This window comes from Acinetobacter oleivorans DR1 (assembly GCF_000196795.1).
Lineage (GTDB): Bacteria > Pseudomonadota > Gammaproteobacteria > Pseudomonadales > Moraxellaceae > Acinetobacter > Acinetobacter oleivorans.
Map to the genome: position 1 here is coordinate 2,658,816 of NC_014259.1, position 22,389 is coordinate 2,681,204.

A 22,389-nucleotide genomic window follows, 5' to 3' on the forward strand; every position below is an offset into this window, starting at 1 on the left:
TAATACTGATCAAAATGGGGAGCTGTCGATATGGGTTATGTTGCAAAGGAATTTACGCGAAAGAACAAGCTGATTCTCAGTATTTGTTCTTTCGTTATTCCAATATGTCTTTGGTGCGCAATCAGTTACTTACCTTTTGTTTGGCATCCTCAAGTACAAATCACGAGTTCGGGAAGTGTTTCTTACTTACAAGTAGGAAGTCGCATTGATAAAAATGTGTTCTATCTCGAAGCACAAAATGCAGTCAATCGAAATTCTGCACCACCACAAGGTATTTTGGTTAATCCGATTTATTTACCAGCTCCCCATGAAGTCGCTAAGGCTTTGGTCACCGCCTTTACCACGCCACCAGAACAACCTGATTCGCCGTGGTTTCATCAAAGTTTATGGCACAGTATCAAACTGGTTTTTTCAGCTTTTTTTATCTCTTCATTGATTGGAATTCCACTGGGTATTTTGTGTGGTTTTTCTAAGCGAATATCACTGTTAACAGAACCTTTTGTTGAGTTTTTCCGTTACTTACCAGCTCCCGCCTTTGGAGCACTTGCAGTAGCAATTTTAGGGATTAATGACGCACCTAAAATTGCCATTATTGTGATTGGTACGCTATTTCAGCAAATTCTAATTATTGCCAATACCACCCGAATGGTAGATCGAAGCTTAATTGAAGCTGGCTATACGCTTGGCACCAATAAGCTTAAAAGTTTATTTCACGTGGTGATTCCTGCGGCCTTACCTGATATTTACCGTGACTTACGTGTTCTATTGGGCTGGGCTTGGACCTATTTAATAGTTTCAGAGTTGATTGGTACGACCTCGGGTATTACATGGTTTATTACTCAACAGGCACGCTATCAAAACTTTGACAATGTCTATGCGGCTATTTTGATTATTGGAGTGATTGGTCTGGTCTGTGATTGGCTATTAATGAAGTTAGGTGAGCGGATGTTCACTTGGAAAGTAGGAGCAAAATAATGAACGATTCAACATTTAACGCGCATGAATACTTTCAAAAAATTTATGAACGTCCTGTTATTTTAGAAGCTAAACAACTGAGCCAAGTCTTTAAGCATGGTCACAGCGAACGCACTGTTTTAAATAAGCTCGATTTAAAAATTCATAAAAGAGAATTTATTTGTGTGATTGGTCCTTCTGGCTGCGGCAAATCGACTCTAAGTCGTGTTATTGCAGGTTTAGACCCATACCATAGTGGAGAAGTTTTAGTAGACGGAGAATGCATTACGGGTCCATGTCCTGAACGCGGCATGGTGTTTCAGGGCTATACCCTTTTTCCGTGGAAAACTGTAAAAGAAAACGTGATGTTTGGCCCGCAAATGCGCGGCGCTAGTCAAATGACAGCCGAAGCTCAAGCACGTGAATGGATTAATATTATTGGTTTAGAAAAATATGAAAATCAGTATCCACACCAACTTTCTGGCGGTATGAAACAGCGCGTTGCGATTGCTAGAGCTTTGGTTAATCAACCTAAAATTTTACTCATGGATGAACCTTTTGGTGCACTCGACCCGCACACTCGTCAAAAAATGCAAAAGCACTTGATGGATTTATGGCAAAACATTGATATCACCATTATTTTTGTAACCCATGACATGGATGAAGCCATTTTACTGGCAGACCGAATTGTGGCACTCAAAGCCAACCCGGGTGAAATTAAGGAAATTATTGAAGTTAATTTACCGCGTCCACGCTCACTCGACTTGATGAGCACACCTGAGTTCAAACAACTTCGAGCACGAGTTGATTATCTGGTACACGCTGAAGAAGATGAGCTTGACCCTGCTTTACAAGACTTACCAAAAATTCCACGTATGACTCAGGTCAGTACAGAAAAATAAGTCAGACACAAAAAAGCCCAAGTTCATCTTGGGCTTTTTAATTTATGGGGTTTATTTGAGTTGTTCTATGAGTGTTGGATAAATCAGCCCATCTACATTTTGTTCGGTTTTATAAATACCGTTTTCGACATTAAATTTATTGACGTGATAAGTAGAGCCATAAATCGAATCGAAGCCTTGAGATTTAGTAAATACTTTTTTATTAGCATTGATATCTAATAAATGCGTACCGCTAACCATCAACTCATATTGTTTTGGGTCAACCCCTGAACGGTTTGCCATAATTTTAACTGCATCGGCATGGGTTGCAGGGTCATTAATATATTTAACTGTTTTGTCCCACACCTGAATGACTTTTTTCCATTCTTCTTGATGAGCAGTTAAATGGCTCATGTTGACAGTCAAGGTGTCATAAATTAAACCCGGCTTGTCTTTAGAAGTATAAATAATTTTAGAGCCTGCCACTGCTTTTAATGCCTGACCTGCAACAGGTTGCCAAACAGCAATCGCAGAAATATCGGGGCTATTAAATACTTGAGGTAATTGGTTCGTCGCTGAATTTACCAGCTTTACCTCATTCGCTTTAATGTTATGGTCGGTTAAAGCTGTTGCCAGTAAAAGATGATCAACCAAGCCCTTTTCAACGCCGATTGATTTTCCTTTTAAGTCTTGAATGGTGTTAATACCCTCTTTCGCAATAATGACATCATTGCCCGCAGAATAATCCGTTGCCATGATCATCATGCCTTGCGTACCGCCAGAAGCAGTTACCAAGTTATCGCCATTGGTGACCAAAATAGCGTCGAGCTGATTTGCCGAAAAGGCTGAAAGCGAAGCCGAATAATCAAACCATTTAAACTCTACATTTAGCCCTGCTTCTTTTAACCAGCCTTTCTCAATAGCCACTTGCCAAGCCACCCAGCCCGGCCAATCGCTATATCCAATGGTAATTGGTTTTGTATTTGTGGATGCCTGAGTGTCTTGTTTAGCCTCGGGCACTTTAGCGGTATTGTCACACCCACCCAATACAACTGCCGATAAAATAGATACGGATAACAACGCTTTTTTAATCATATAGAAACTTCCCCAACATTTTTATTAACAACACTTTGAGCGGTTTGATTGAGTGACTGTATATAGGCTCGCCAGCCTCCAAAATGGCTAATATCGATTGCATCTTGAATGGCATAAGCTTCGCAAATAAAGCCTTTGACCCATGTACCATCTTTTAATTTGAGGTTCCCAATGCCAAGAGGTGCAGGTACTTCAGCCACAATGGCTCCAAAATTTGCTAAAGGAACATCCCATACTTCGACTTCAATTGATGTCCCTGCTGCATCGTATTGCAGGCCAGGTTTTGGTGGCGTGGTATTTTTTAAGGCAAAGAGTTTATAAGTCTCGGCGGTCTGTGTTTTCTTAAGCAAAGTGGCATTGCGGCTAGTGAGCTGAAAATTAAGCGGCATGCCTGTTAAGTGCGCTCCCACTACAGCAAGCTGTACTGAATGATTCGAGTGGATGTTTATACTTTTTTGATAATATTGAGTTGATTTACCTAAACTCAGCGATGTTTCGGCTTGCCAAAGCTGTGCAAAATTAGCGAGCGCTTGATCGTGCCACGCAGGTGCAATAAAGGTTACTCCGCTTGGTAAGCCATCCTCACGGAGTACATTAGGTAAGGCTAAAGCAGAAAGATCGGCAAAATTGACAAAGTTGGTATAGGCTCCCATGTGTGCATTTTTAGTCAATGGGTCGGCTTCAACTTCTGCAATGGTGTAAATGGTTGGCGCTGTCGGAACCATCAATGCATCAAAAGGTTGTAATGCCAAATTAATTTTTCGAGCCAGAACGGCGCGGTTATATTCAGCTTGAAGTGCATCTGTTGCCTTGAATTTATCTGCCTGCGCAATAATTTGAGCAATGACTGGATAAGCCTTTTCACGTGTTATCATACGTTCAACGGCGACTGTTCTTTCAGCCACCCAAGCATCGTTATACAGTGCAGCAGCAAGCTCATTAAACGCGCTGAAATCAATACTCTCAACTTCATAGCCCAGTTTTTTTACGCGCTCGACTGCAACTAAAAAGGCTTTTTCAGATTCCAGATCGCCATAAAACTCAAGCTGAGCTGGAATAGCTATTTTTCGTTTAGAAAACTGAGTCGGTACATTGGCTGGATGCATTCGTGAATATTCATCTGTTTCATCGTAACCCTGCATTAAACTGGCAACGGTCCAAGCGTCATCAATATGCAGTGCAAAAATAGAAATGACGTCAATAGTCCGACAGGCTGGAATTAAACCTATGGTAGAAAACCAGCCCTTTGTCGGCTTAAGACCCACAATATTGTTATGGCCTGCGGGAACACGTCCGGACCCCGCCGTGTCTGTCCCCAAACTAAAAGGCACAATACCATTGGCAACCACCACTGAGGAACCCGAACTTGAACCACCGCTGATATATTCGGGGTTAAAACTATTTTTTACTGCACCGTAGGGAGAGCGAACGCCAACCAGCCCAGTCGCAAACTGATCTAGGTTGGTTTTACCGACCACAATCGCCCCTGCTTTTTTTAGCTTGGCAACTACGGCAGCGTCTTGTGTCGCTAAATATTCAACTTCTTTACAGGCGGCAGTAGTGTGAAAACCAGCAACATCAATATTGTCTTTGACTGCAAATGGCACACCGTATAGAGGTAAGTCAGCAATATTCTGATCTTTTAAAACATCAATTTGTGCCTGAATCTGCTCGTTCGATGCAATTTCAATCCACGCATGGTCATCATTTTTAATTTCTGCAACATAGCCAATCAGATCTGTAAGATGGATTTGCCCGTTTTGATATGCTGTTTTCCAGTCTTGGATTGTCCATAAATTTTTCAACACGCTACTCCTCATTTAGTCATTTTGCTGTATAGGCGGCATGACGGCATCCATCAGTTCTAGATGTCCTTTGATCACCCCTTTCAGCACAATAAATTGCTGGCTAATTTGTCTAAGTTCAGAACTCGCGCCCTGCATTAACATGACTTGCAATATCTTTTGTTGGTCGAGCTGAATATGAAGTGAACTAATCACCTGCGCTAAAAACTGTTGCTGTAAATCGACCAATTGATTACGCAAGGTCATTTGGCTAGCGTCATAAAGTAACGTCAAGGTGCCCACCATGACTTCATTAGCCTGCGCCTGCTCTGCGATCAGGTGTTTATTAATCATGTCGACAATGGCTTGCGAGCGACTTTCATAGTTCTGCTCGACAATTTTTTGGTCGAGTGCGTTGAGGGTCGTTTCAGGTACAGTAATACTGATTCGAGCCAACTTTTGTTTTGCCACAGTCTTATCCTTTTGTTTTAGGCGGCTGATTGTTTTGCTTGATATATACGCCTGCACGTACGCTAAGCAATTCGACTAAAAAGGCTTTTAACGTTGGCTTTGGTTGAACCACAGGTTTTACATCGTTCATATCGCACCTCTAGTTTGGTATTACCAAATTCAGTTTTTGTATTACTGATAAGAGATGCAGAAAATGTGCCAGTTTTTAAGCGTCGTTTTGATAGGCTTTATGGGTATTTATGAGTGATTTTTGGGCACAAAAAAAGCCCCATGCACAGGGATGGGGCTAATTGAAGTGAGCATTAAAAAATCAATCTTTTATATTAATTATAATAATTGTGAATCGAACTTTTATTCTGCAACCTCAGATAAACTAATCAAACTATGAGCCCATACATATAAAGAATCTAAAACTGGCCTAAAAGTTTTTCCAAAATCTGTCATTTCATAGACAACTTTGATCGGTGCTTTTTCACCATAAACCGTTCTAGAGATTAAGCCGGTTTGCTCTAACTGCTTGAGTTGAAGACTTAATGTCATTTCAGTAATTGTAGGAATGAGTTGCTTGATTTCATTAAAGCGTTTCGGTTTATCTTTTAAATAATACAAAATCACGCATTTCCATTTTCCACCCACCAAGTCCATAGCCATACTGATATGACATGGATAAGTTTTTCCATTTACTGTGACTTCACATGTATTTTCAGTATTTGCCATTTTTAACACTACCTATCAACTTTGATAGTTATTGTACGCCAATACTATAAAAATTATAGTGACTATTATTTTTATAGTTTAAAGGCACTCTCATGGCTTTACTGATTTTAGCTCATCCCTACTACGCGCAATCTATTGCAAATAAAACGATTGTGAATGAACTCGTAAAAACCTATCCAGACCTTGAAGTCCGAGATATTTTCCAACTTTATCCAGACTACCAAATTGATGTAAGTGCTGAACAAGAAGCCTTGTTGCGCCATGACACCATCATTCTGCAATATCCAATGTTCTGGTTTAATATGCCGGCAATTTTGAAATTATGGTTTGATGAAGTTTTTACTTACCAGTTTGCTTATGGCTCTCAGGGCGATAAATTAAAAGACAAAAAAGTCATTATTAGTATGACGGTCGGCCAAACAGAAGCCAACATGGTGAACGACCAAGAAAACTTAATCGATAGCTTTTTAAAAGCGGTTCAATATTCAATTCAATATACGCAAATGCAGTTAAGCGCCACTTACTTGCTTTATGACGTTTCGCCTTTATCAGGTAACCCAGAGTCAAAAATTAAATTAGAAGCGGTTGAACATGGTCATAAAGTATTAAAGCATTTATCTGAAGCATAAGATTTAAAGAGAGCATCAATATCGATGCTCTCTTTTTAATTTAGGCCACAGGTGCCAATGTAAATAGCACTTGTCCTGTTTTTACGGTTTGCCCTTTTTCAATGGTAATGGTTTCAACCTTCATGCGTTCGGGCGCAATAATTGGAATTTCAATTTTCATTGCCTCAATCACCGCAAGGGTTGCACCTTCTTCAACAATATCTCCCGATGCACATTCAATTTTCCAGATTGACCCCGGCATGTGTGATTCGACTGCACAACCGCCTTCAGGAATAACCACGGTTTCACCTTCATCTACAGCATCTAGGCTTTCAGAGATATATTCTTGTAAACCTGCTTCGTGCCAACGGCGACGTTCAGCCTCGAAATTGGCTTGTTGCATGTCTTTAAAGGCTTGAATGCTGTCTTGATGTGTTTTTAAAAACGCGTTGTATTCTTTTAAATTGAGTACACCGTCTTCAATACGAAGTTGTAGGCGGCCCGCCTTAAAGTCTTCACGCATTTGCAAAAGTTCAGTCTCAGAAACTTCATAAAACTTCACTTGGTCAAAAAAGCGTAATAACCACGGTTTGCCATCTTCGAAGTCGGCATTTTTACGGTAACGACTCCACATTTGAGTGGTACGGCCAACAAACTGATAGCCACCTGGCCCTTCCATGCCGTATACACACATATAGGCACCGCCAATACCGACGGCATTTTCAGGTGTCCAAGTTCTCGCAGGGTTATATTTTGTGGTGACTAAACGTTGGCGTGGGTCGAGCGGTGTTGCAACAGGTGCTCCTAAATAGACATCACCTAAACCCATCACCAAATAGTTTGCACTATAGACCACATCTTTAACTGCTTGCTTAGAAGCCAAACCATTAATACGACGAATAAACTCGACGTTATCTGGGCACCACGGCGCATCTGGTCGAACAATTTGTGTGTAGCGCTCGGTGGCAAGTTGAGTTTGTGAATCTTCCCAAGCTAAAGGCAAATAGACAGTTCGTGAAGGCACCTGCATATTTTGAATATCGGGTAACTCGGCTTCTGCTTGCTGAAGTTTTTGTAAAAGTTCACGTTGATCGAGCTGGATTGAATCAAAATGAATTTGTAGTGAACGGATACCCGGTGTTAGGTCAATAATGCCCTGAATGTTTTGATCTTTGACCCATTGCATGAGCGCATGAATACGGAAGCGTAAATTTAGATCGAGTACTAACTCACCATATTCCACCAACAAATAGCTATTTCCTGCTGGTCGATAGGTCACGTTTGGTAAATCAGTTTTACCTTCTAAAGTGGCTAAAACAGCATCTTTTAAAGTGTCGGGCTCTGCTTGAATAGCTGGGTTAAAATTGATCTGAGTCGTATCAGCCGCGGTTAAGCTTTGATGATATTTTTGATCGAGTGTTTTTGCTTGCGCATAACTCACAGGTACAAATTTAACTTTATCACCTGCTTTAAGTTGTCCAATTTTCCAAAGCTCGGAATGAATCACTACCGCAGGGCAAACAAAGCCACCTAAGCTTGGACCATCTGGACCCAAAATAATTGGCATATCGCCCGTAAAATCAATTGCCCCAATCGCATACGCATTGTCGTGAATATTGGAAGGATGTAAACCTGCCTCACCGCCATCTTCACGTGCCCACTCAGGTTTTGGTCCAATTAAACGAATACCTGTACGGCTTGAGTTATAGTGAATTTCGAACTCGTTGGCAAAAAAGGTATCAATATCTTGTTTGGTGAAAAAATCTGGTGCGCCATGTGGGCCATACATGACTGCAATTTCCCAGTTTTGAGTAAAGCTAGGAATTTGTGCTTGAGCTAAAGTAGTAGTCGATTGAGCGGAATATTCAGTAATTGGCAACATATCACCAATTAATAAATTACGACCTGCGTGCCCACCAAACTGACCCAAAGTGAAAGTCGCCTGCGACCCTAAATAGTCAGGAACATCGAAACCATCTTTAACACCAATATAGCTACGGCAACCTGAACGGATAAGCCCGCATTTTAAAACTTGGCCTTTTTTTACATTAATGGTTTGCCACATCGGCACAAGTTCACCATCAAGTTTTGATGGCATATCACCACCTGTAATGACAATTTGGCTGTCGCAGTGAAACTTTAAAGTTGGCCCTTGCAAGGTGCATTCAAGCCCTGCCGTATTTGGCTCATTGGCTAAAAGCTGGTTTGCTACAGTTAAACTGAGCGGATCGATAGCACCTGATGGCGGCACCCCAACATCCCAATAACCTAGTCGACCTGTTACGTCTTGAATGGCGGTTTGAATACCAGCCTGCAACACCTCAATTTTTTGAGTTTTCCATTCAAACGTATTTAAAAACCGAGTGGTTTGAGTACCTAAAGCAAACACATCGCAAGCAATAATATTTTGCAAATATTCTAAATTGGTTTCGATACCAGCCACCTGTGTGTTGGCAAGACTGGCACACATTGCCTGTATGGCTTGCTCTCGTGTTGCAGCGGTCACAATAATTTTAGCAATCATTGGGTCATAAAAAGACGAAACCGTTGAACCTGTTTCTACCCATGTTTCGACTCGGGTTTGCGGGTCAAATTTAACATGTGTAAGTAGGCCCGCACTTGGCTGGAACTGTTTAATCGGGTCTTCGGCATAAAGACGGACCTGAATGGAATGTCCAGTTGGCTCTAACTTTTTAGTCGGTGCTGACCAGTCACCGCTTGCCAGTGTAACCATCCATTCAACTAAGTCGACACCAAACACTTGCTCGGTCACGCCGTGCTCGACTTGCAAACGCGTGTTAACCTCTAAGAAATAAAATTCTTGGGTTTCAGTGTCCATGACAAACTCAACTGTGCCAGCCGAGCGGTAGTTCACTGACTGCATGAGTTGAATCGCAACTTTTTGCAGGTAGTCGCGTTGCTGCTCATTTAGATGTGGAGCGGGTGTTTCCTCAATCACCTTTTGATTACGGCGTTGCACCGAACAATCACGCTCACCCAAGGCTAAAACTTGTCCTTGCCCATCACCAAAAATTTGTACTTCGATGTGGCGTGCATGTTGTACAAATTTCTCTAAATACAAACCTGCATCTTTAAAATTGACCTGCGCTAAATAAGATACGGTTTGGTAGGCATCTTTTAATTCGACTTCATTCCAAACCAAACGCATGCCAATACCACCGCCACCCGCGGTACTTTTCAACATGACTGGATAACCAATACGCGTTGCTTCAGTTAAGGCTTCAGCTTCATCGGCAAGTAATGAGCTACCCGGAAGTAAGGGTACATTGCTTTTAATCGCCAGTTCACGTGCAGTATGTTTTAAACCAAAATCGAGCATTTGGCTTGAAGTTGGCCCAATAAAGGCAATGCCTTGACTTTCGCACAAATCACAAAACTCGGCATTTTCAGACAAAAAACCATAACCGGGATGAATGGCTTCTGCTCCCGACCGTTTTGCTACTTCAAGAATCTTTTCAATATTTAAATAACTTTGGTGCGCAGGTGCAGGACCAATTAGGAAAGCTTCATCGGCCAAAGTCACATGTAACGAATCACGGTCGGCTTCCGAATAAACAGCCACCGAAGCGATCCCGAGTTTTTTAAGAGTGCGAATGACGCGACAAGCAATTGCACCACGGTTGGCAATTAGAACTTTTTTAAACATGCTTACACCCCTTCCGCTTCACGGACAACCAGTTGAATTTTGGTTGGGTTATAGGCATTACACGGGTTATTGAGCTGCGGACAATTTGAAATTAAAACAATTAAATCCATTTCTGCCCGAACTTCGACATATTTCCCCGGCGCTGAAATTCCGTCATCAAATTTAAGCTGACCGTCTGATGTTACTGGCACATTCATAAAAAAGTTAATGTTTGGACCGATATGACGGACATTTAAACCATGCTTTTTTGCAATTGGGTGTTTTGCCAAAGCATACATAAAATTGTTACGGCAACTATGCATGGGATACGTTTCATGTGCATAGCGAACTGTATTACTTTCACATGAACAAGCACCGCCAATGGTGTCATGGCGCCCACAGTTATCATCATGAATAACAGCAATTGGGCGGCCAAAGTTACTATAGAGCTTGGTGCCCTTTTCCAAATAAATCTGTTGGTTGATGGCCAAGGTATCCATTGCGCTATAACGCTCAGTTGGGTTTTCGGCGCTCATAAACAAAGTATCGACCGCTTGGTTTCCCTCAAGATCAATAATTCGAAAATATTGGCCCTTTTTAACCTCACACATCCACGCTTCACCCGCAGGACAAACTTCATTTAAAACTGCTTTTTCAAATGATTGTAAAACTGTCATGATGCTTCTCCTGATTTAAATATTGCTAAGCGCGTAGTAGCGGGCTGTGTTTTGAAACGCACGCTGATTTTGCGAACACGCATCACGACAAATATCGCTGTCTGTTAGTGAATTGGCTCTAAATAAACTGAGTTGAATATCGGCAGGTTGATAGATTGGGCTGGTGTCTAAACCATGCGGCGCAGCAGATAAAAATATTAAGCAGTCCATTTCAAAGCGCAGTTCAATGGTTTGATCGGTGTTGTCAGAACTGACATAAGACAAAGCGCCGTTTTCATCTGGCACAACTTTAGAAAATAGGTTAACGGCGGCACTCAGGTCTTGGCTAGCAAGTCCGTATTTACACATTTCAATGAGTAAGCTGTCTAAGCCATTTTGGTACATATCATTGCGGGCATCTTGAAATGTGCGATTGCCGAATTGCTTCTCAATTTGTTCTGGTCGACTTGGACCACAAAGTGCATCATTCCAACCATGATCGTCATGAACAATGGAAGCCATGACACGGCCAAGGTCTGAGTACAATACATTGGAAGTTTTTAAATAGGCGGTATGTTGCCCTTTTAAACTGTCGGGCATGTTAAAACGTTCAAGCACATCGGCAGCATTTACACAAAACAAAGAAACATTTGCCTGAGCGCCAAGCGATGTAAATCTAAGAATGGTTCCTTTTTGAATACGACCCGACCAGTGATGTCCTCCGGGTAAAAGTTCGGTCCAAATCGCCTGATTGTTATGATAACTTGCAGTGTTCATAGCTACTCCTGTCGGATAGTTTTAGACTTCCTCCCGGGCTTTTATCCCTCCGTGTAGTTCGCTAGGAACCGTGAACTCTCGGTCCAGTCATACTGTAAGTATCGGAACCCTAGATCACTTTTGATTGGTTATGACTATGCAAAGGACATGCCAGTTTAGTATTACGCTTTTAGTTAAAAGTAATACTAAACTTGGGCTGTTTAGGTGCGATTTAAGTTCAAAAATAAAAAACTGCACTCAAAATTGTGCATCTTGAAAATAAAAAAGCCCCTTTCACTAAGAGGCTTAAAAATGGATTATAAGATTGAGAGTTTAAGGAAGCAGAATCACCTTACGGCAGTCCTCTTCTCTTTCATTAAAAATACGATAACCTTCTGCGGCATCTTCTAATTTCATTCGATGGGTAATAATCGTTTCAGGTGACAAATCACCACGCTCAATCAATTCCAAGAGTTGCGGTAAATATTGATGCACATGGGTTTGGCCCATTTTAAAAGTCAGTCCTTTATCAAAAGCATCGCCGAATAAAAAGCCATGAATCGGGCCTGCATATACACCCGGTACGCTGACTACACCACCACGACGAACTGCGGCAATACATTGACGAAGCGCTGCACCACTTGAACCTTCAAGCTTTAAATTAGTTAGAACTGTCTCAATCACACTGCCTTTTGCCTCAAAGCCAATCGCATCAATCACAGCATCGACACCGCGGTAATTGTCGGTATGTTGAATAATAAATTCGGCCGCATCGACTTCGTCAAAATTAACTGGAATAGCACCGTATGTTGCCGCTGCATAGTTCAATCGATAGTCATTGTGATCAACCATAAATATCTTTTCAGCACCAAGCATCTTGGCACAAGCGGCACTTAATAGTCCGACTGGCCCTGCACCATAAATTGCAACGGTTGAGCCACGAGTCACTTGGGCATTGGTCACTGCTTGCCAAGCAGTCGGTAAAATATCCGTCAAGAAAAGTACTTTTTCATCTGACAATGAGGTTGGCACTTTAAAAGGGCCTTTATTGGCTTTTGGCACACGCACATATTCTGCTTGCCCACCCGGTACACCGCCATAAAGATGGCTATAGCCAAACAAAGCTGCGCCTGGTGGAATCTGCTTTTTATTAATAATTGCACCGCGCCCTGTATTAGTGGTTTCGCAGGCAGCGGTTAGGTCTAGTTGGCAAAAGAAACATTCGCCACAGGCAATCACAAAAGGAACAATCACTCGATCACCCTTTTTGACTGCGGTGACAGCTGGGCCGACTTCTTCAACCACGCCCATAAATTCGTGCCCAAAGATATCGCCCTGTTCGGTTCTAGGGATTTTGCCTCGATATAAATGTAAGTCAGAGCCACAAATGGCTGTGGCAGTCACTCGTAAAATAATGTCATCCGGTTCTTGAATAATAGGGTCTGCTACTGTTTCTACTCGAACATCTTCTGCACCGTGGTAAGTTAGAGCGCGCATTTTATATTCCTCTATTTTCTGTGATGTCCTTTGATTATGAGGAGGCTTTCTTTACGGTTTGCAACGATTCTTACTCTTCACGTAAGGCATATAGTTCAAATGCAACGCGACAGAGATTTCAGTAACATTTAATGAATGTAGGATTTTTTCAGCTAGGGAGATTTTTGTTATTTGACCCAGCAAAAAGCCAATCATCCCTGCAATGAAATGATCGGCTTTGTCTTAAAAATTTGACTTAGTCTAACTTGAGTTGCTGTCTAAGCTTTAAGATATCGACCAGACCTTTATCTCTGGTTTGATATAAGTCGATATTTTTATATTGGGTTAAAAGCTGATTGGTTTCTGCTTCCAACAACTCTGTTGTCTCATCTGAATGCTGAAATGCGTGCATGTCGTTCCACCATTCCGTCATTGGCGGGCCTAAATGATGAATTGCCTCTTTAAACCCCTTTTGGTTGGCAAGCTGCATATTAATGTAGGGACCAAATAATGCCCATCTTAAACCTGGGCCACTAGTAATCGCGACATCAACATCTTCGGCAGAGCACACACCTTGTTCAACCAGTGAAAAAGCTTCTCGCCATAGCGCAGCCTGCAAACGGTTTGCGACATGCCCTTTTACTTCTTTATTTAAAACAATTGGATTCTTGCCCAGTTGTTTATAGAACTCAGAAGCCTGTTTTAAAATTTGAGGATCTGTCAAATTACCACCAACGATCTCGACCAAAGGTAAGAGATGTGGCGGATTAAAAGGATGACCTAATAAAATACGTTCAGGATGTTGTGCCTCTTTTTGAAAATCAGACACTTTTAAGCCCGATGAACTTGAAGCAATAATAGTATGTTCAGGGCAATATGCTGTGATTTCTTGATATAGCTGTTGTTTGATATCGAGACGTTCAGGGGCATTTTCTTGAATAAAATCTACGTCTGAAACTGCATCTTTTAAATGATTAAAAATTTCCAAATGAAGCAGCGCATCTGATTGAGAATGGGCGTGTTCAGCGTTCTGATCTAAAGCCAATAAATCCTTTAAATTTGCAGATATTCTTTTTTTAAAGACCGCTTCATCTATAGGATACGGGTCGTAAACCTTAACTTTAAATCCTTTATATAAAAATAAGGCCGTCCAACTCGCACCTATTACACCAGCTCCAACAACACCAACTGTTTTAATGACTTCCATATTTTCCTCGTAAGAATGTTGTTTTATTAAGAAATTTCGTTACTCAATTGAATGCTAAATAAACATAGCAGATTCAACCAATCAATAAATTTAATTGTTTATATTTTATATAATTTGTCCTATATTCCTTAGCTTGAAAATTGATTCCTTTCATTAGTACAACTTAATCTTTTACCATTTTTTAACCGTTATTTACTGAATTTTATGTCAAAAAATCTAGCAACATTGATTGGTTTAAGTGCCATTCTCATGTGGGCATCTCTGGTCGGTCTGATGAAACAAGTCAGCGCCGCCCTTGGACCTGAGCTAGGTGTTACGCTTATTTATTCTTTAAGTGCGCTACTGTTGCTTGCCATTTTCAAAGTTCCAGATTTTAAGCAGATCTCTAAAAAATACTTAATATTTGGCACAATTCTGTTCGTGGCTTATGAGGTGTGCTTTTCATTTGCGATTGCTTATTCTCAGACAGCACGGCAAGCCATTGAAATTAGTATTGTTAACTATTTGTGGCCGAGTTTAACGGTTTTGGCTTTCGTGATTTTTAAGGAATTAAAGTTTAATTTTCTTATTATTCTTGGTTTACTTATTTCAATTTCTGGCATTATTTTTATTCAAACTGGAAGCGGTGATTTTAGTCTAAATAGTCTTGTCGATAATTTTCATAGCAACCCACTGAGCTATATTTTGGCATTTACAGGTGCCATCATCTGGGCTTTTTACTGTGTAATCACTAAAAAAATGAGCAATGGGCAAAACCCCATTTCCATTTTCTTTGTTGGTGTCGCGCTTACTCTCTGGCTCAAGCTGCTTGTCTCGGGGCAATTCGCCATTCCATCAATGGATATTCCAGCAGTCATCACCCTTTTAGTGGCATCTGCTGCCATGGGTTTTGGTTATGCTGCTTGGAACATTGGCATCATTCATGGAAACATTACCATACTTGTGGTGGCTTCTTATTTCACCCCGATTATCTCGTCTATTTTGGCCATGTTTGTTTTACAAACTCAATTATCGATGAGCTTTTGGCAAGGAACAGCAATGGTGACGGCTGGTTCCTTTATTTGCTGGGTTTCAACGAACTGGTCTGTGATTCAGCCCTTCTTTAAAAAATTAAGAAAAGACCAAAAAGTATTGTAGATTGATCGCAATGCTTTTTTCGGATTTAAGATAACTCCGACGAAGAAGAATTCCCCCATTACCCAAAGCATGCTAATATCCAAATTCTGACAATTACTAATGTCAAAATAATTTCTAGAGGGAACAAGATGTTAAAAACTCAAAAAATCAACATCGTACAAGAATTTGATGCACCCGTAGACAAAGTCTTTGCAACCTTAAGTGAGCATGAAAACTTAAGCAAACTTTTCGCTCCGGCTAAAGTCACTCGTATTAGTAACGGCAAAGACGCTCGTAATGGTGTTGGCTCTGCACGCAAAATGTCTATTCCACTCACCCCTTCATTTATAGAAACAAATTTAGTCTACAAAGAAAATGAACTGATCGAGTACGCAATCACGAGCGGTATTAGCCCAATTAAGGGTCACCGTGGTGTAATGAAATTTACTGACTTGGGAAATAATCGAACTCGTTTGGATTACACCATTAGCTTTAAAGGTCGCGTTCCTTTTATTGGTCCCATTATTAAAGCAGCCTTACAAAATGGCGTGAGTCGTGGGCTTAAAAAACTCAAGTTTTAATCAAGATATAAAATAAAAAGCCCTTTATCGGGCTTTTATTTTTAAGTAGATGTATGGATGAACTGCTGCATCAATTTCTATAAATAGGAAATTTAAGAACTTAACAACAAAAACAAAAGCCGACTCGTTAAAGTCAGCTGAATACTACAGTTTGAGAAAATTGCTTAAATAGTTCTTGTTCGTGGCAATCTTCTATCTATTTTCTTTTTCTAAAATTAATTTAACCCTTAATTATGACTATTTGATTAAAAAGAAATCAAAAAACTTAGATAAAAAGTAAAATAAATCACCATACATTAAATTAGTGTAATTCAAATCACATTTATTAAAGGTAATGTATATCAACTAGATCTTTAGAAGTTTTCTAAAGTTTAGTATGCTAAAAATAACTTACTAATTAATAGAAAATAATCAATCCAATGGAACATCAGAGTTTGTTAAAGGAATTAAATTCACTTATTGAATATTATTCCAAAAGAACAGATTGTCCGCCTACCCGAATCCGCATAGGTTACAGAGCCTATGCAAAACTCATGCAAAATCCAAAATTTGCTGATGAAGTATCAAACTCTGCTTTAGACCCAAACAAACGTAAATATAGAAAGATGAAAATCAAAGTCACAAAAGACGACGATCAGCTTGAACTCGAATAAATAAAAAGCCCAGTTACGGGCTTTTTTCCTTTTAGAAAGTGTTTGAATTTATCACTAAGACAGCATTATAAAAAAATACTCGAGTAGCTTGTCTCGCTCATCTACACTGTTTTTACTCAAAAGTTGAACCATTGCTCCATCAATCACAAATAAAAACATGTGGGCGTCTTTCATTGAAGCCGTAGTTTTGACGGTTAAAAGTAGTTTATAAACTTCGTTGATGAGCCAAGTTCTATACTCAATCACCACGCTGTAGGCTTTTGGGTAGAGCTTTTCAATTTCAAAAATTGCTTTAAAGAGTAAACGATAAAAGCCATTTAAATCGGTATGTAGAAGGTAAATCTGTTTGAGTTTATCAAGCACCATTTCTTCACGGTAAGATTTGAGAATTGAAAATACTTTTACTTTGAGCGCATCTTTTTGAAAAGTGAGGCACATCTCGATGAGTCGTGCTTTTGAGTGAAAGTCGTTATAGAAAGTAGCTTTGGGAATTTTGGCTTCTGCAATAATCCGGTCGACACCGACTTTATGAAAACCATCTTGATTAAATAAATCTTTTGCTACGTGAAGCACGCGCAGTGCTCTAAATGAAGATTCTAAATTTTTCATGTATACCGCTTAAAATAATTTTTTGTTGTATGTAAAAGAGATAGAAATACCGTCACTCTTAAAATGAGTGCTAAAAACAGGCATGCAAAAGTGGCACTAAAGGTGTGCTCACCTATCTCGGTTTTATTGTTGCTATGATTTTTGAGTCGTAACGATTCTTAAGGTGTAGAAAACCTAGAGTCGATTAAACCTATTTATAAACTGTTTAAACGGCATAAATAGAGAGACTTTGGCAAAGGCCAAAAATTGAGAAGAATTAGTACGCATAGCGGACTCCTTTGTTAACAAAAGAAATCCTACCGATCACTGCTAAATGATGGTGGCAGGACGAAAGAGGGTTAGCAGACTGGCAACAAAGAAACCAGCACACCCGAAGGTGTCCCCCTTCCGCCCTACCGTAGAGAAAAAGGGGGCGAACGAGTTCACGATACACAAAACTAGGTTTCGAATATCGTCTTTGTTAAATAGGGTCTGCTAAAACCCGCTAGCAATGTAGGCTAGCCCGCAAAGGATAGTATTCGCTTTTGTTGTCGTCAAGCGTGTGAAATGACAATCGTATTAAAGTAGAGCGGTTGGGTTCTAAATTATTTTCAAGTTTTAAAGATTAAAAAAACTAATTAAATATTGATATTTAGTATCTGTTTGTCTAGTTATAAAAATTAAATACAAACTCAGGAGTGAATATAATCCTACCAATCTCTCCTAAATACTTATGGTAGTAGAACGGAAAAGAGTTAGCAGACTGGTGCCAAAGAGACCAGCACATCCTAAGATGTCCTCTTTCCGTCCTACCAGAAAGAAAGGATATTATTCACTTTTCTTGTCGTCAAGCATAGAAAATATAGTTTGTATTAAGTTCGAACAGTTGGGAAATAAAAACTATTACGGTGAAGCAAATACATATAATTTTAATATATTAATTTTTAAAATTATTTTAAAATTCCTTCAATTTATTAAAACTGAAAGAGTAAATCATGCCTTTTGTGTTACCTCTAATTTGGTATATTCCATATTACTTGTTTTTCAATTTAGTCTTTCTCATTCCTATGTCACTATTAATTTTTATTTTCCAATTAATATTAGTTTTTTTCTTTGGAGACAATAAAGTTACAACTAATATTTGTATGACATTAGCTTTTTTAGTTCTTATGGTTGAATTCTGGCTAATTTATAGAGCATCCTATATAAAAACTTTTGAACAACGAAATTTTTTTCAAGCTGCAAAAGACTCATTAATTGAGCTTAAATTAGGTTTGAAGATGATTTTAAAAAAATAATGGTAGCTTTTATAATTTTGACTACTCAAAAACTTTATTAATTAAAATATTATCTGATTGCATTACGACTTAATCAGATAATATTTTTACAGCGATACAACTCGCAATTTCTAGAAAATAGATTTGTACATCGATAAATTGCTTTTCCATTTATATTCCCAATTATTTTTTACTTCTCGGGTCATTAGGACCAAATTGGCAGGTATCTTTTTGATGATCCCATGCCCCTCCAGAGTCAGCACATGCATCTTTCGTAGCTGCATTGTCAAAGAATTTATTTGCAATAAATTCGATCATACCCAATAAGATAACAAACATTAGAAATAGGACAATAAGCCATTTAAGTATTTTTAATATTGTTTTTATTATTTTCATTTCAATCACCAGATACAGATAGAATAATTCAAATTCAATTACTTAAAACTTATTTTCACTACTTAATCTAAGCAAAAAAACACCTACCAATATTCCAACAAAATATGGCCTATAGAAATACACCCAATTTTCGTCAGAGATAACCAAAGAAAAGACATTGCCCCATAGCGCGAATAGGAAAACAGAAGCTATTGCAAAAAGCATCGAAACTATTGAAAGGAAAGGATTAGTTAGAAGGCCTTTAAGAAGTATATAAACTTTATCATATAAAAAGACAAAGACTGGTCTATAGTAGCGCCCAAAAATAGCACCTGAAAAAGCACCTAACAAAACGATCATAGGAATGGACTCAATCATTTTACTGTTCCAAATGAGAGAAGACTTAGCTCTTTAATACAAATATTAGATTGTCTAAGATTTTTTAATCTAAACAATTTACATGACATCATGTCGAATAGCCCATGCAACCAAAACTAAAATAAAAGTAATAAGTAAACTTAACGATGAAGATATTAATAAATACAGAAGTGCTAAGTGATTAGGACCACCTATAGTAAAAAATTGTGCATTGGTCCAATCTTTAGGAAATAAAATTGCTAAAATAAATAGAGTGATAATAAAAAATGATAAAAACCATATTGGCGCTAAATAGCGAAGCTTCCACCGTGCTTTAACTACAAAATAGCCAATGCCATATAAGAATATAAAAAAAATAGCGAGACCCAATATAGACATAGTACCTTCTTTTAAATAATAACTTACTTGTCACAACATTAATTTAGAAAACTTTATTACGAATACTCCACACTACAATAACAAGTAGCAATGTTAACAAGGTTGAAGACATACCTGCCACAAAAAATAAATCTACTGCTCGCCAATTCAAAGATATCCTTCCATCCATAAAGAATTTGATATATCTTCCTTTACAATAAAGTAGTAATAAAAAACCCAACCAAACAATTATAAATGTTGAAATAAAAGATATAGAAGCCAAATACCGAATCTTCCATTCAGTTTTAGCTACAAAGCTCCCAACAATATATGAAATTATAAAGAAAATAGCGAAACCTAATATAGACATAGCACCCTCTTTAAGATTATTTTTATATTAACCACTTATCTATCATTTAAAATTATTATCTTCCGGATGAAATCCAAAAAATATTGCTCCGACTATCCATCCAGATAAATATATAAGCTTACCTAGTTCTGTTATTCCACCACTAAGAATGTACCACAACATCAATCCTCCTGTTAAATAGATAGAGAAAAAGAGAAAGCAAAAAACAATTGATAATAAAAGAACAAAATATTTATTCAAAAATTTATTAACAACATATAAAAAAATAGATAAAGAATTTTCAATTAAAAATATAGTATATCTGCCAACAAGCAACCCCACAAAAAAGGTAAGTATCATAATAAATATTGACATAATTTAAGTTATTCCTTTTTAATATTAGAATAATTTCCAATAAGAAATAGAATTTTATTTGCTTATCATTTTTTAAGCATTGTTTTTAGGTACAAAACCCCATAAACCCGCTCCAACTACCCATCCAAATAAGTATATAAACTTACCAATTTCTGTTATTCCACCACTAAGAATATGCCACAACATAAATCCTCCTGTTAAAATTAGAGAAAATAAAATAAAAAACAAAATAGCTAAAAGAAAAAAGACAATGTATTTATTTAAAAATTCATCGACCACAGATATAAAAATAGATAAAGACTTTTGAATTAAAAATATAGTGTATCGTCCAACAAGTACACCCACGAAAAAATTAAGTATTAGAATAAATATTGACACAGTTTAAGTTATTCCTTTTTTAATATTAAAATAATTTTCTATTTCTCATTATAGTTCCCAACAAGAAATAGAACTTCATTTCTTTTCATTTGCTTATCAATTTTTATTAAGCATTTAATATGCCAATTTTTATTATTGTTATTAAAAAAGAAGATTTAATAGGAGTTAAGCAACCTAAAACTACTCAACTCCTTAGAAAGGCTTAATCAATCCATTAACTTCTTACGGCGATACAACCCACAATTTCCAGAAAATAGCGCTGCCAACAAACAAGTAATAATCGCATACGTGGCAACATTCATTCCAAATAGCTCAACAGCTAAAATAATAGACGTTAATGGTGCCTTACTTGCTCCTGAAAACAGACTCACCAAGCCTAAGCCTGCAAGTAATGAAATGGGTAGGTTTAAAACTGCGCCTAAAGCATTACCTAATGTCGCACCCACATAGAACAACGGTGTAATTTCACCACCTTTAAAACCCGACCCTAAAGTAATTGCAGTAAAAACCGTCTTGTTAAAAAAGTCGTAAAACTCAATTGGCACATAAAAAGATGCAATGATTTTATCTGTACCCAAACCGTTGTATTGCTGATGTGCAGTGAACAAAGTAAGTAGCATAATGACAATACCACCGACCATGGTTCTTAATGGTAAGTAGCGAATGTATTTATAAAAGAGATCACTCGCCAAGTGAATAGCAGCAATGAAGAAACGCGCAGCTAAACCAAAGACTAACCCTGCCGCAATTAAGCTCATGAGCACGCCAAAATGAATAGCTGGAAACTCGCTAATCACATAGTAGATGTGCGGATGAACAATATCGAATAGCTCAGGGATGGTCGATGCAATAAGCGCCGACACAAAACATGGGAAAATGGCTGAGTATCTTAAATTACCTAAAGCAGTAATTTCTAAACCATAGATTGCACCCGCCAGAGGCAAGCCAAACACCCCTGCAAAGCCCGCACCAATACTGGCAATTAAACAGATTTTTCGGTTATCTTCCGAGATTTTTAATATATGACTCAAGTGGTCAATTAAAGCTCCTGAAAGCTGAACCGCTGGTGCCTCACGCCCTGCCGAACCACCAAACAACTGAGTTAAAATTGAGGTGATAAAAATGATGGGACTCATCCGTTTCGGAATGAAAGACTTCGGCTGGTGAATTTCATCAATCAATAAATGTGTTCCCCGTTCAATCGGTGAACCATATTTTTTAATGAGATAACCAATGCCAAACCCAATAAAAGGTAGGAAATAGATGAGCCAGTGATGCAGACTTCTGACTTTGTTTGAAATATCAAAAGCGACAAAAATTAAAGTCGAGGCCAACCCAGCCACGACTCCAATCACAATCGAGATGACGAGCCAATAGACACTGTATTTTAGAATTTGATCATATTCAGATGAAGGTAGAATTTTCATTCGCGTTCTTCAATTAGCCTTTAAAATGGATGATAAATTCTCAATTTTTTTATGCAGCCAGCTCATTAAGTGAGAAATGCTTAAACTGGGCTAAAAATTAAAGCTCGCACAAGCGAGCTTTCAATACAGTGATTAATTTTGATATCACCAAACAGGGCGAAATATCTCATAACCCTTTCTGGCTTTCAAGTTGAAAATGGTTAACGAGACTGTGAAAATAGCGGACTGAGTTAATAAATAAGCATCTGATTTGACCCAATCAAACTAAAAACAAAATCAGGCCA

24 protein-coding genes and 1 riboswitch are annotated in these 22,389 nt (G+C 38.6%); of the genes, 7 read left to right on the forward strand and 17 right to left on the reverse strand.

The window, feature by feature from the left end; translation table 11 throughout:
• Positions 1-30 precede the first annotated feature (30 nt).
• A complete protein-coding gene (locus AOLE_RS12380; protein ID WP_009389057.1) occupies positions 31-975 on the forward strand; it encodes an ABC transporter permease in 945 nt (314 codons plus the stop codon).
• The gene (locus AOLE_RS12385; RefSeq protein WP_013198308.1) at positions 975-1,856 is read left to right on the forward strand and encodes an ABC transporter ATP-binding protein; all 882 of its coding nucleotides are present in this window, start codon (positions 975-977) and stop codon (positions 1,854-1,856) included. Before AOLE_RS12380 ends, AOLE_RS12385 begins: the two co-directional genes overlap by 1 nt.
• 51 nt (positions 1,857-1,907) lie before the next feature.
• Here AOLE_RS12385 and AOLE_RS12390 read toward each other — a convergent pair whose 3' ends face one another.
• From AOLE_RS12390 to AOLE_RS12405, 5 genes are all read right to left on the reverse strand, one after another.
• On the reverse strand, positions 1,908-2,930 hold the full coding sequence (locus AOLE_RS12390; RefSeq protein WP_013198309.1) for an ABC transporter substrate-binding protein: 1,023 nt from the start codon (positions 2,928-2,930) through the stop codon (positions 1,908-1,910).
• On the reverse strand, positions 2,927-4,738 hold the full coding sequence (atzF, locus tag AOLE_RS12395) for an allophanate hydrolase (protein ID WP_013198310.1): 1,812 nt from the start codon (positions 4,736-4,738) through the stop codon (positions 2,927-2,929). The genes AOLE_RS12390 and atzF overlap by 4 nt, the downstream gene beginning before the upstream one ends.
• 12 nt (positions 4,739-4,750) lie before the next feature.
• Positions 4,751-5,185 (reverse strand): CopG family ribbon-helix-helix protein, encoded by a 435-nt coding sequence (locus tag AOLE_RS12400; protein WP_001118705.1) that lies wholly within the window; start codon positions 5,183-5,185, stop codon positions 4,751-4,753.
• A gap of 4 nt (positions 5,186-5,189) precedes the next feature.
• A complete protein-coding gene (locus AOLE_RS19945; protein ID WP_001000625.1) occupies positions 5,190-5,315 on the reverse strand; it encodes a hypothetical protein in 126 nt (41 codons plus the stop codon).
• A gap of 221 nt (positions 5,316-5,536) precedes the next feature.
• Entirely contained in the window at positions 5,537-5,902 is a 366-nt protein-coding gene (locus AOLE_RS12405) for a winged helix-turn-helix transcriptional regulator (protein ID WP_013198311.1), read from the reverse strand.
• Between the two features lie 92 nt (positions 5,903-5,994).
• Between AOLE_RS12405 and AOLE_RS12410 the strand changes: the two genes are divergently transcribed.
• The gene (locus AOLE_RS12410; RefSeq protein ID WP_013198312.1) at positions 5,995-6,531 is read left to right on the forward strand and encodes an NAD(P)H-dependent oxidoreductase; all 537 of its coding nucleotides are present in this window, start codon (positions 5,995-5,997) and stop codon (positions 6,529-6,531) included.
• A 40-nt stretch (positions 6,532-6,571) separates the two neighbouring features.
• Here the strand turns inward: AOLE_RS12410 and uca are convergent, their stop codons facing one another.
• From uca to AOLE_RS12435, 5 genes are all read right to left on the reverse strand, one after another.
• On the reverse strand, positions 6,572-10,177 hold the full coding sequence (uca, locus tag AOLE_RS12415; protein ID WP_013198313.1) for an urea carboxylase: 3,606 nt from the start codon (positions 10,175-10,177) through the stop codon (positions 6,572-6,574).
• Positions 10,178-10,179: 2 nt separating this feature from the next.
• Positions 10,180-10,833, reverse strand: a complete 654-nt coding sequence (locus AOLE_RS12420; RefSeq protein WP_013198314.1) for an urea amidolyase associated protein UAAP2 — start codon at positions 10,831-10,833, stop codon at positions 10,180-10,182.
• A 15-nt stretch (positions 10,834-10,848) separates the two neighbouring features.
• Positions 10,849-11,589, reverse strand: a complete 741-nt coding sequence (locus tag AOLE_RS12425; protein WP_013198315.1) for an urea amidolyase associated protein UAAP1 — start codon at positions 11,587-11,589, stop codon at positions 10,849-10,851.
• 28 nt (positions 11,590-11,617) lie between these two features.
• A riboswitch (guanidine-I (ykkC/yxkD leader) is annotated at positions 11,618-11,713 on the reverse strand.
• A 188-nt stretch (positions 11,714-11,901) separates the two neighbouring features.
• Positions 11,902-13,065 (reverse strand): zinc-dependent alcohol dehydrogenase, encoded by a 1,164-nt coding sequence (locus tag AOLE_RS12430; protein WP_013198316.1) that lies wholly within the window; start codon positions 13,063-13,065, stop codon positions 11,902-11,904.
• A gap of 235 nt (positions 13,066-13,300) precedes the next feature.
• Positions 13,301-14,251: a 3-hydroxyacyl-CoA dehydrogenase NAD-binding domain-containing protein gene (locus AOLE_RS12435; RefSeq protein ID WP_013198317.1), complete on the reverse strand. Its 951-nt coding sequence runs from the start codon at positions 14,249-14,251 to the stop codon at positions 13,301-13,303.
• 204 nt (positions 14,252-14,455) lie between these two features.
• Between AOLE_RS12435 and yddG the strand changes: the two genes are divergently transcribed.
• The 3 genes from yddG (at position 14,456) to AOLE_RS20555 (ending at position 16,601) form a co-directional block, all read left to right on the forward strand.
• Positions 14,456-15,388, forward strand: a complete 933-nt coding sequence (yddG, locus tag AOLE_RS12440; RefSeq protein WP_013198318.1) for an aromatic amino acid DMT transporter YddG — start codon at positions 14,456-14,458, stop codon at positions 15,386-15,388.
• A gap of 128 nt (positions 15,389-15,516) precedes the next feature.
• Positions 15,517-15,948: an SRPBCC family protein gene (locus AOLE_RS12445; RefSeq protein ID WP_013198319.1), complete on the forward strand. Its 432-nt coding sequence runs from the start codon at positions 15,517-15,519 to the stop codon at positions 15,946-15,948.
• Positions 15,949-16,367: 419 nt separating this feature from the next.
• Positions 16,368-16,601, forward strand: coding sequence for a hypothetical protein (locus AOLE_RS20555; RefSeq protein ID WP_013198320.1), 234 nt, complete (start codon positions 16,368-16,370; stop codon positions 16,599-16,601).
• 54 nt (positions 16,602-16,655) lie between these two features.
• Here AOLE_RS20555 and AOLE_RS12455 read toward each other — a convergent pair whose 3' ends face one another.
• Positions 16,656-17,210 carry a TetR/AcrR family transcriptional regulator gene (locus AOLE_RS12455; protein WP_013198321.1) on the reverse strand — a complete coding sequence of 185 codons (555 nt, stop codon included), beginning with the start codon at positions 17,208-17,210 and terminating at the stop codon, positions 16,656-16,658.
• Positions 17,211-18,184: 974 nt separating this feature from the next.
• On the opposite strand from AOLE_RS12455, the gene AOLE_RS12460 reads away from it, so the two are divergent.
• On the forward strand, positions 18,185-18,487 hold the full coding sequence (locus AOLE_RS12460) for a hypothetical protein (RefSeq protein ID WP_013198322.1): 303 nt from the start codon (positions 18,185-18,187) through the stop codon (positions 18,485-18,487).
• Between the two features lie 162 nt (positions 18,488-18,649).
• On the opposite strand, the gene AOLE_RS12465 is transcribed toward AOLE_RS12460, so the two are convergent.
• From AOLE_RS12465 to AOLE_RS12495, 6 genes are all read right to left on the reverse strand, one after another.
• Positions 18,650-18,862 (reverse strand): hypothetical protein, encoded by a 213-nt coding sequence (locus AOLE_RS12465; RefSeq protein WP_013198323.1) that lies wholly within the window; start codon positions 18,860-18,862, stop codon positions 18,650-18,652.
• 42 nt (positions 18,863-18,904) lie between these two features.
• Positions 18,905-19,219: a hypothetical protein gene (locus AOLE_RS12470; protein ID WP_013198324.1), complete on the reverse strand. Its 315-nt coding sequence runs from the start codon at positions 19,217-19,219 to the stop codon at positions 18,905-18,907.
• A gap of 421 nt (positions 19,220-19,640) precedes the next feature.
• Complete coding sequence (locus AOLE_RS12480; protein WP_013198326.1) at positions 19,641-19,946, reverse strand: hypothetical protein; 306 nt, start codon at positions 19,944-19,946, stop codon at positions 19,641-19,643.
• Between the two features lie 42 nt (positions 19,947-19,988).
• Positions 19,989-20,300, reverse strand: coding sequence for a hypothetical protein (locus tag AOLE_RS12485; protein WP_013198327.1), 312 nt, complete (start codon positions 20,298-20,300; stop codon positions 19,989-19,991).
• A 72-nt stretch (positions 20,301-20,372) separates the two neighbouring features.
• Positions 20,373-20,678, reverse strand: coding sequence for a hypothetical protein (locus tag AOLE_RS12490; protein WP_013198328.1), 306 nt, complete (start codon positions 20,676-20,678; stop codon positions 20,373-20,375).
• Between the two features lie 206 nt (positions 20,679-20,884).
• A complete protein-coding gene (locus AOLE_RS12495) occupies positions 20,885-22,105 on the reverse strand; it encodes a chloride channel protein (RefSeq protein ID WP_013198329.1) in 1,221 nt (406 codons plus the stop codon).
• Positions 22,106-22,389 lie beyond the last annotated feature (284 nt).

Bases quoted from the DNA above. Each gene is read 5' to 3' on its own strand.
- AOLE_RS12380 (WP_009389057.1), top strand. From the start codon at position 31: ATGGGTTATGTTGCAAAGGAATTTACGCGAAAGAACAAGCTGATTCTC.
- AOLE_RS12385 (WP_013198308.1), top strand. From the start codon at position 975: ATGAACGATTCAACATTTAACGCGCATGAATACTTTCAAAAAATTTAT.
- AOLE_RS12390 (WP_013198309.1), bottom strand. From the start codon at position 2,930: ATGATTAAAAAAGCGTTGTTATCCGTATCTATTTTATCGGCAGTTGTA.
- AOLE_RS19945 (WP_001000625.1), bottom strand. From the start codon at position 5,315: ATGAACGATGTAAAACCTGTGGTTCAACCAAAGCCAACGTTAAAAGCC.
- AOLE_RS12405 (WP_013198311.1), bottom strand. From the start codon at position 5,902: ATGGCAAATACTGAAAATACATGTGAAGTCACAGTAAATGGAAAAACT.
- AOLE_RS12410 (WP_013198312.1), top strand. From the start codon at position 5,995: ATGGCTTTACTGATTTTAGCTCATCCCTACTACGCGCAATCTATTGCA.
- uca (WP_013198313.1), bottom strand. From the start codon at position 10,177: ATGTTTAAAAAAGTTCTAATTGCCAACCGTGGTGCAATTGCTTGTCGC.
- AOLE_RS12420 (WP_013198314.1), bottom strand. From the start codon at position 10,833: ATGACAGTTTTACAATCATTTGAAAAAGCAGTTTTAAATGAAGTTTGT.
- AOLE_RS12425 (WP_013198315.1), bottom strand. From the start codon at position 11,589: ATGAACACTGCAAGTTATCATAACAATCAGGCGATTTGGACCGAACTT.
- AOLE_RS12430 (WP_013198316.1), bottom strand. From the start codon at position 13,065: ATGCGCGCTCTAACTTACCACGGTGCAGAAGATGTTCGAGTAGAAACA.
- AOLE_RS12435 (WP_013198317.1), bottom strand. From the start codon at position 14,251: ATGGAAGTCATTAAAACAGTTGGTGTTGTTGGAGCTGGTGTAATAGGT.
- yddG (WP_013198318.1), top strand. From the start codon at position 14,456: ATGTCAAAAAATCTAGCAACATTGATTGGTTTAAGTGCCATTCTCATG.
- AOLE_RS12445 (WP_013198319.1), top strand. From the start codon at position 15,517: ATGTTAAAAACTCAAAAAATCAACATCGTACAAGAATTTGATGCACCC.
- AOLE_RS20555 (WP_013198320.1), top strand. From the start codon at position 16,368: ATGGAACATCAGAGTTTGTTAAAGGAATTAAATTCACTTATTGAATAT.
- AOLE_RS12455 (WP_013198321.1), bottom strand. From the start codon at position 17,210: ATGAAAAATTTAGAATCTTCATTTAGAGCACTGCGCGTGCTTCACGTA.
- AOLE_RS12460 (WP_013198322.1), top strand. From the start codon at position 18,185: ATGCCTTTTGTGTTACCTCTAATTTGGTATATTCCATATTACTTGTTT.
- AOLE_RS12465 (WP_013198323.1), bottom strand. From the start codon at position 18,862: ATGAAAATAATAAAAACAATATTAAAAATACTTAAATGGCTTATTGTC.
- AOLE_RS12470 (WP_013198324.1), bottom strand. From the start codon at position 19,219: ATGATTGAGTCCATTCCTATGATCGTTTTGTTAGGTGCTTTTTCAGGT.
- AOLE_RS12480 (WP_013198326.1), bottom strand. From the start codon at position 19,946: ATGTCTATATTAGGTTTCGCTATTTTCTTTATAATTTCATATATTGTT.
- AOLE_RS12485 (WP_013198327.1), bottom strand. From the start codon at position 20,300: ATGTCAATATTTATTATGATACTTACCTTTTTTGTGGGGTTGCTTGTT.
- AOLE_RS12495 (WP_013198329.1), bottom strand. From the start codon at position 22,105: ATGAAAATTCTACCTTCATCTGAATATGATCAAATTCTAAAATACAGT.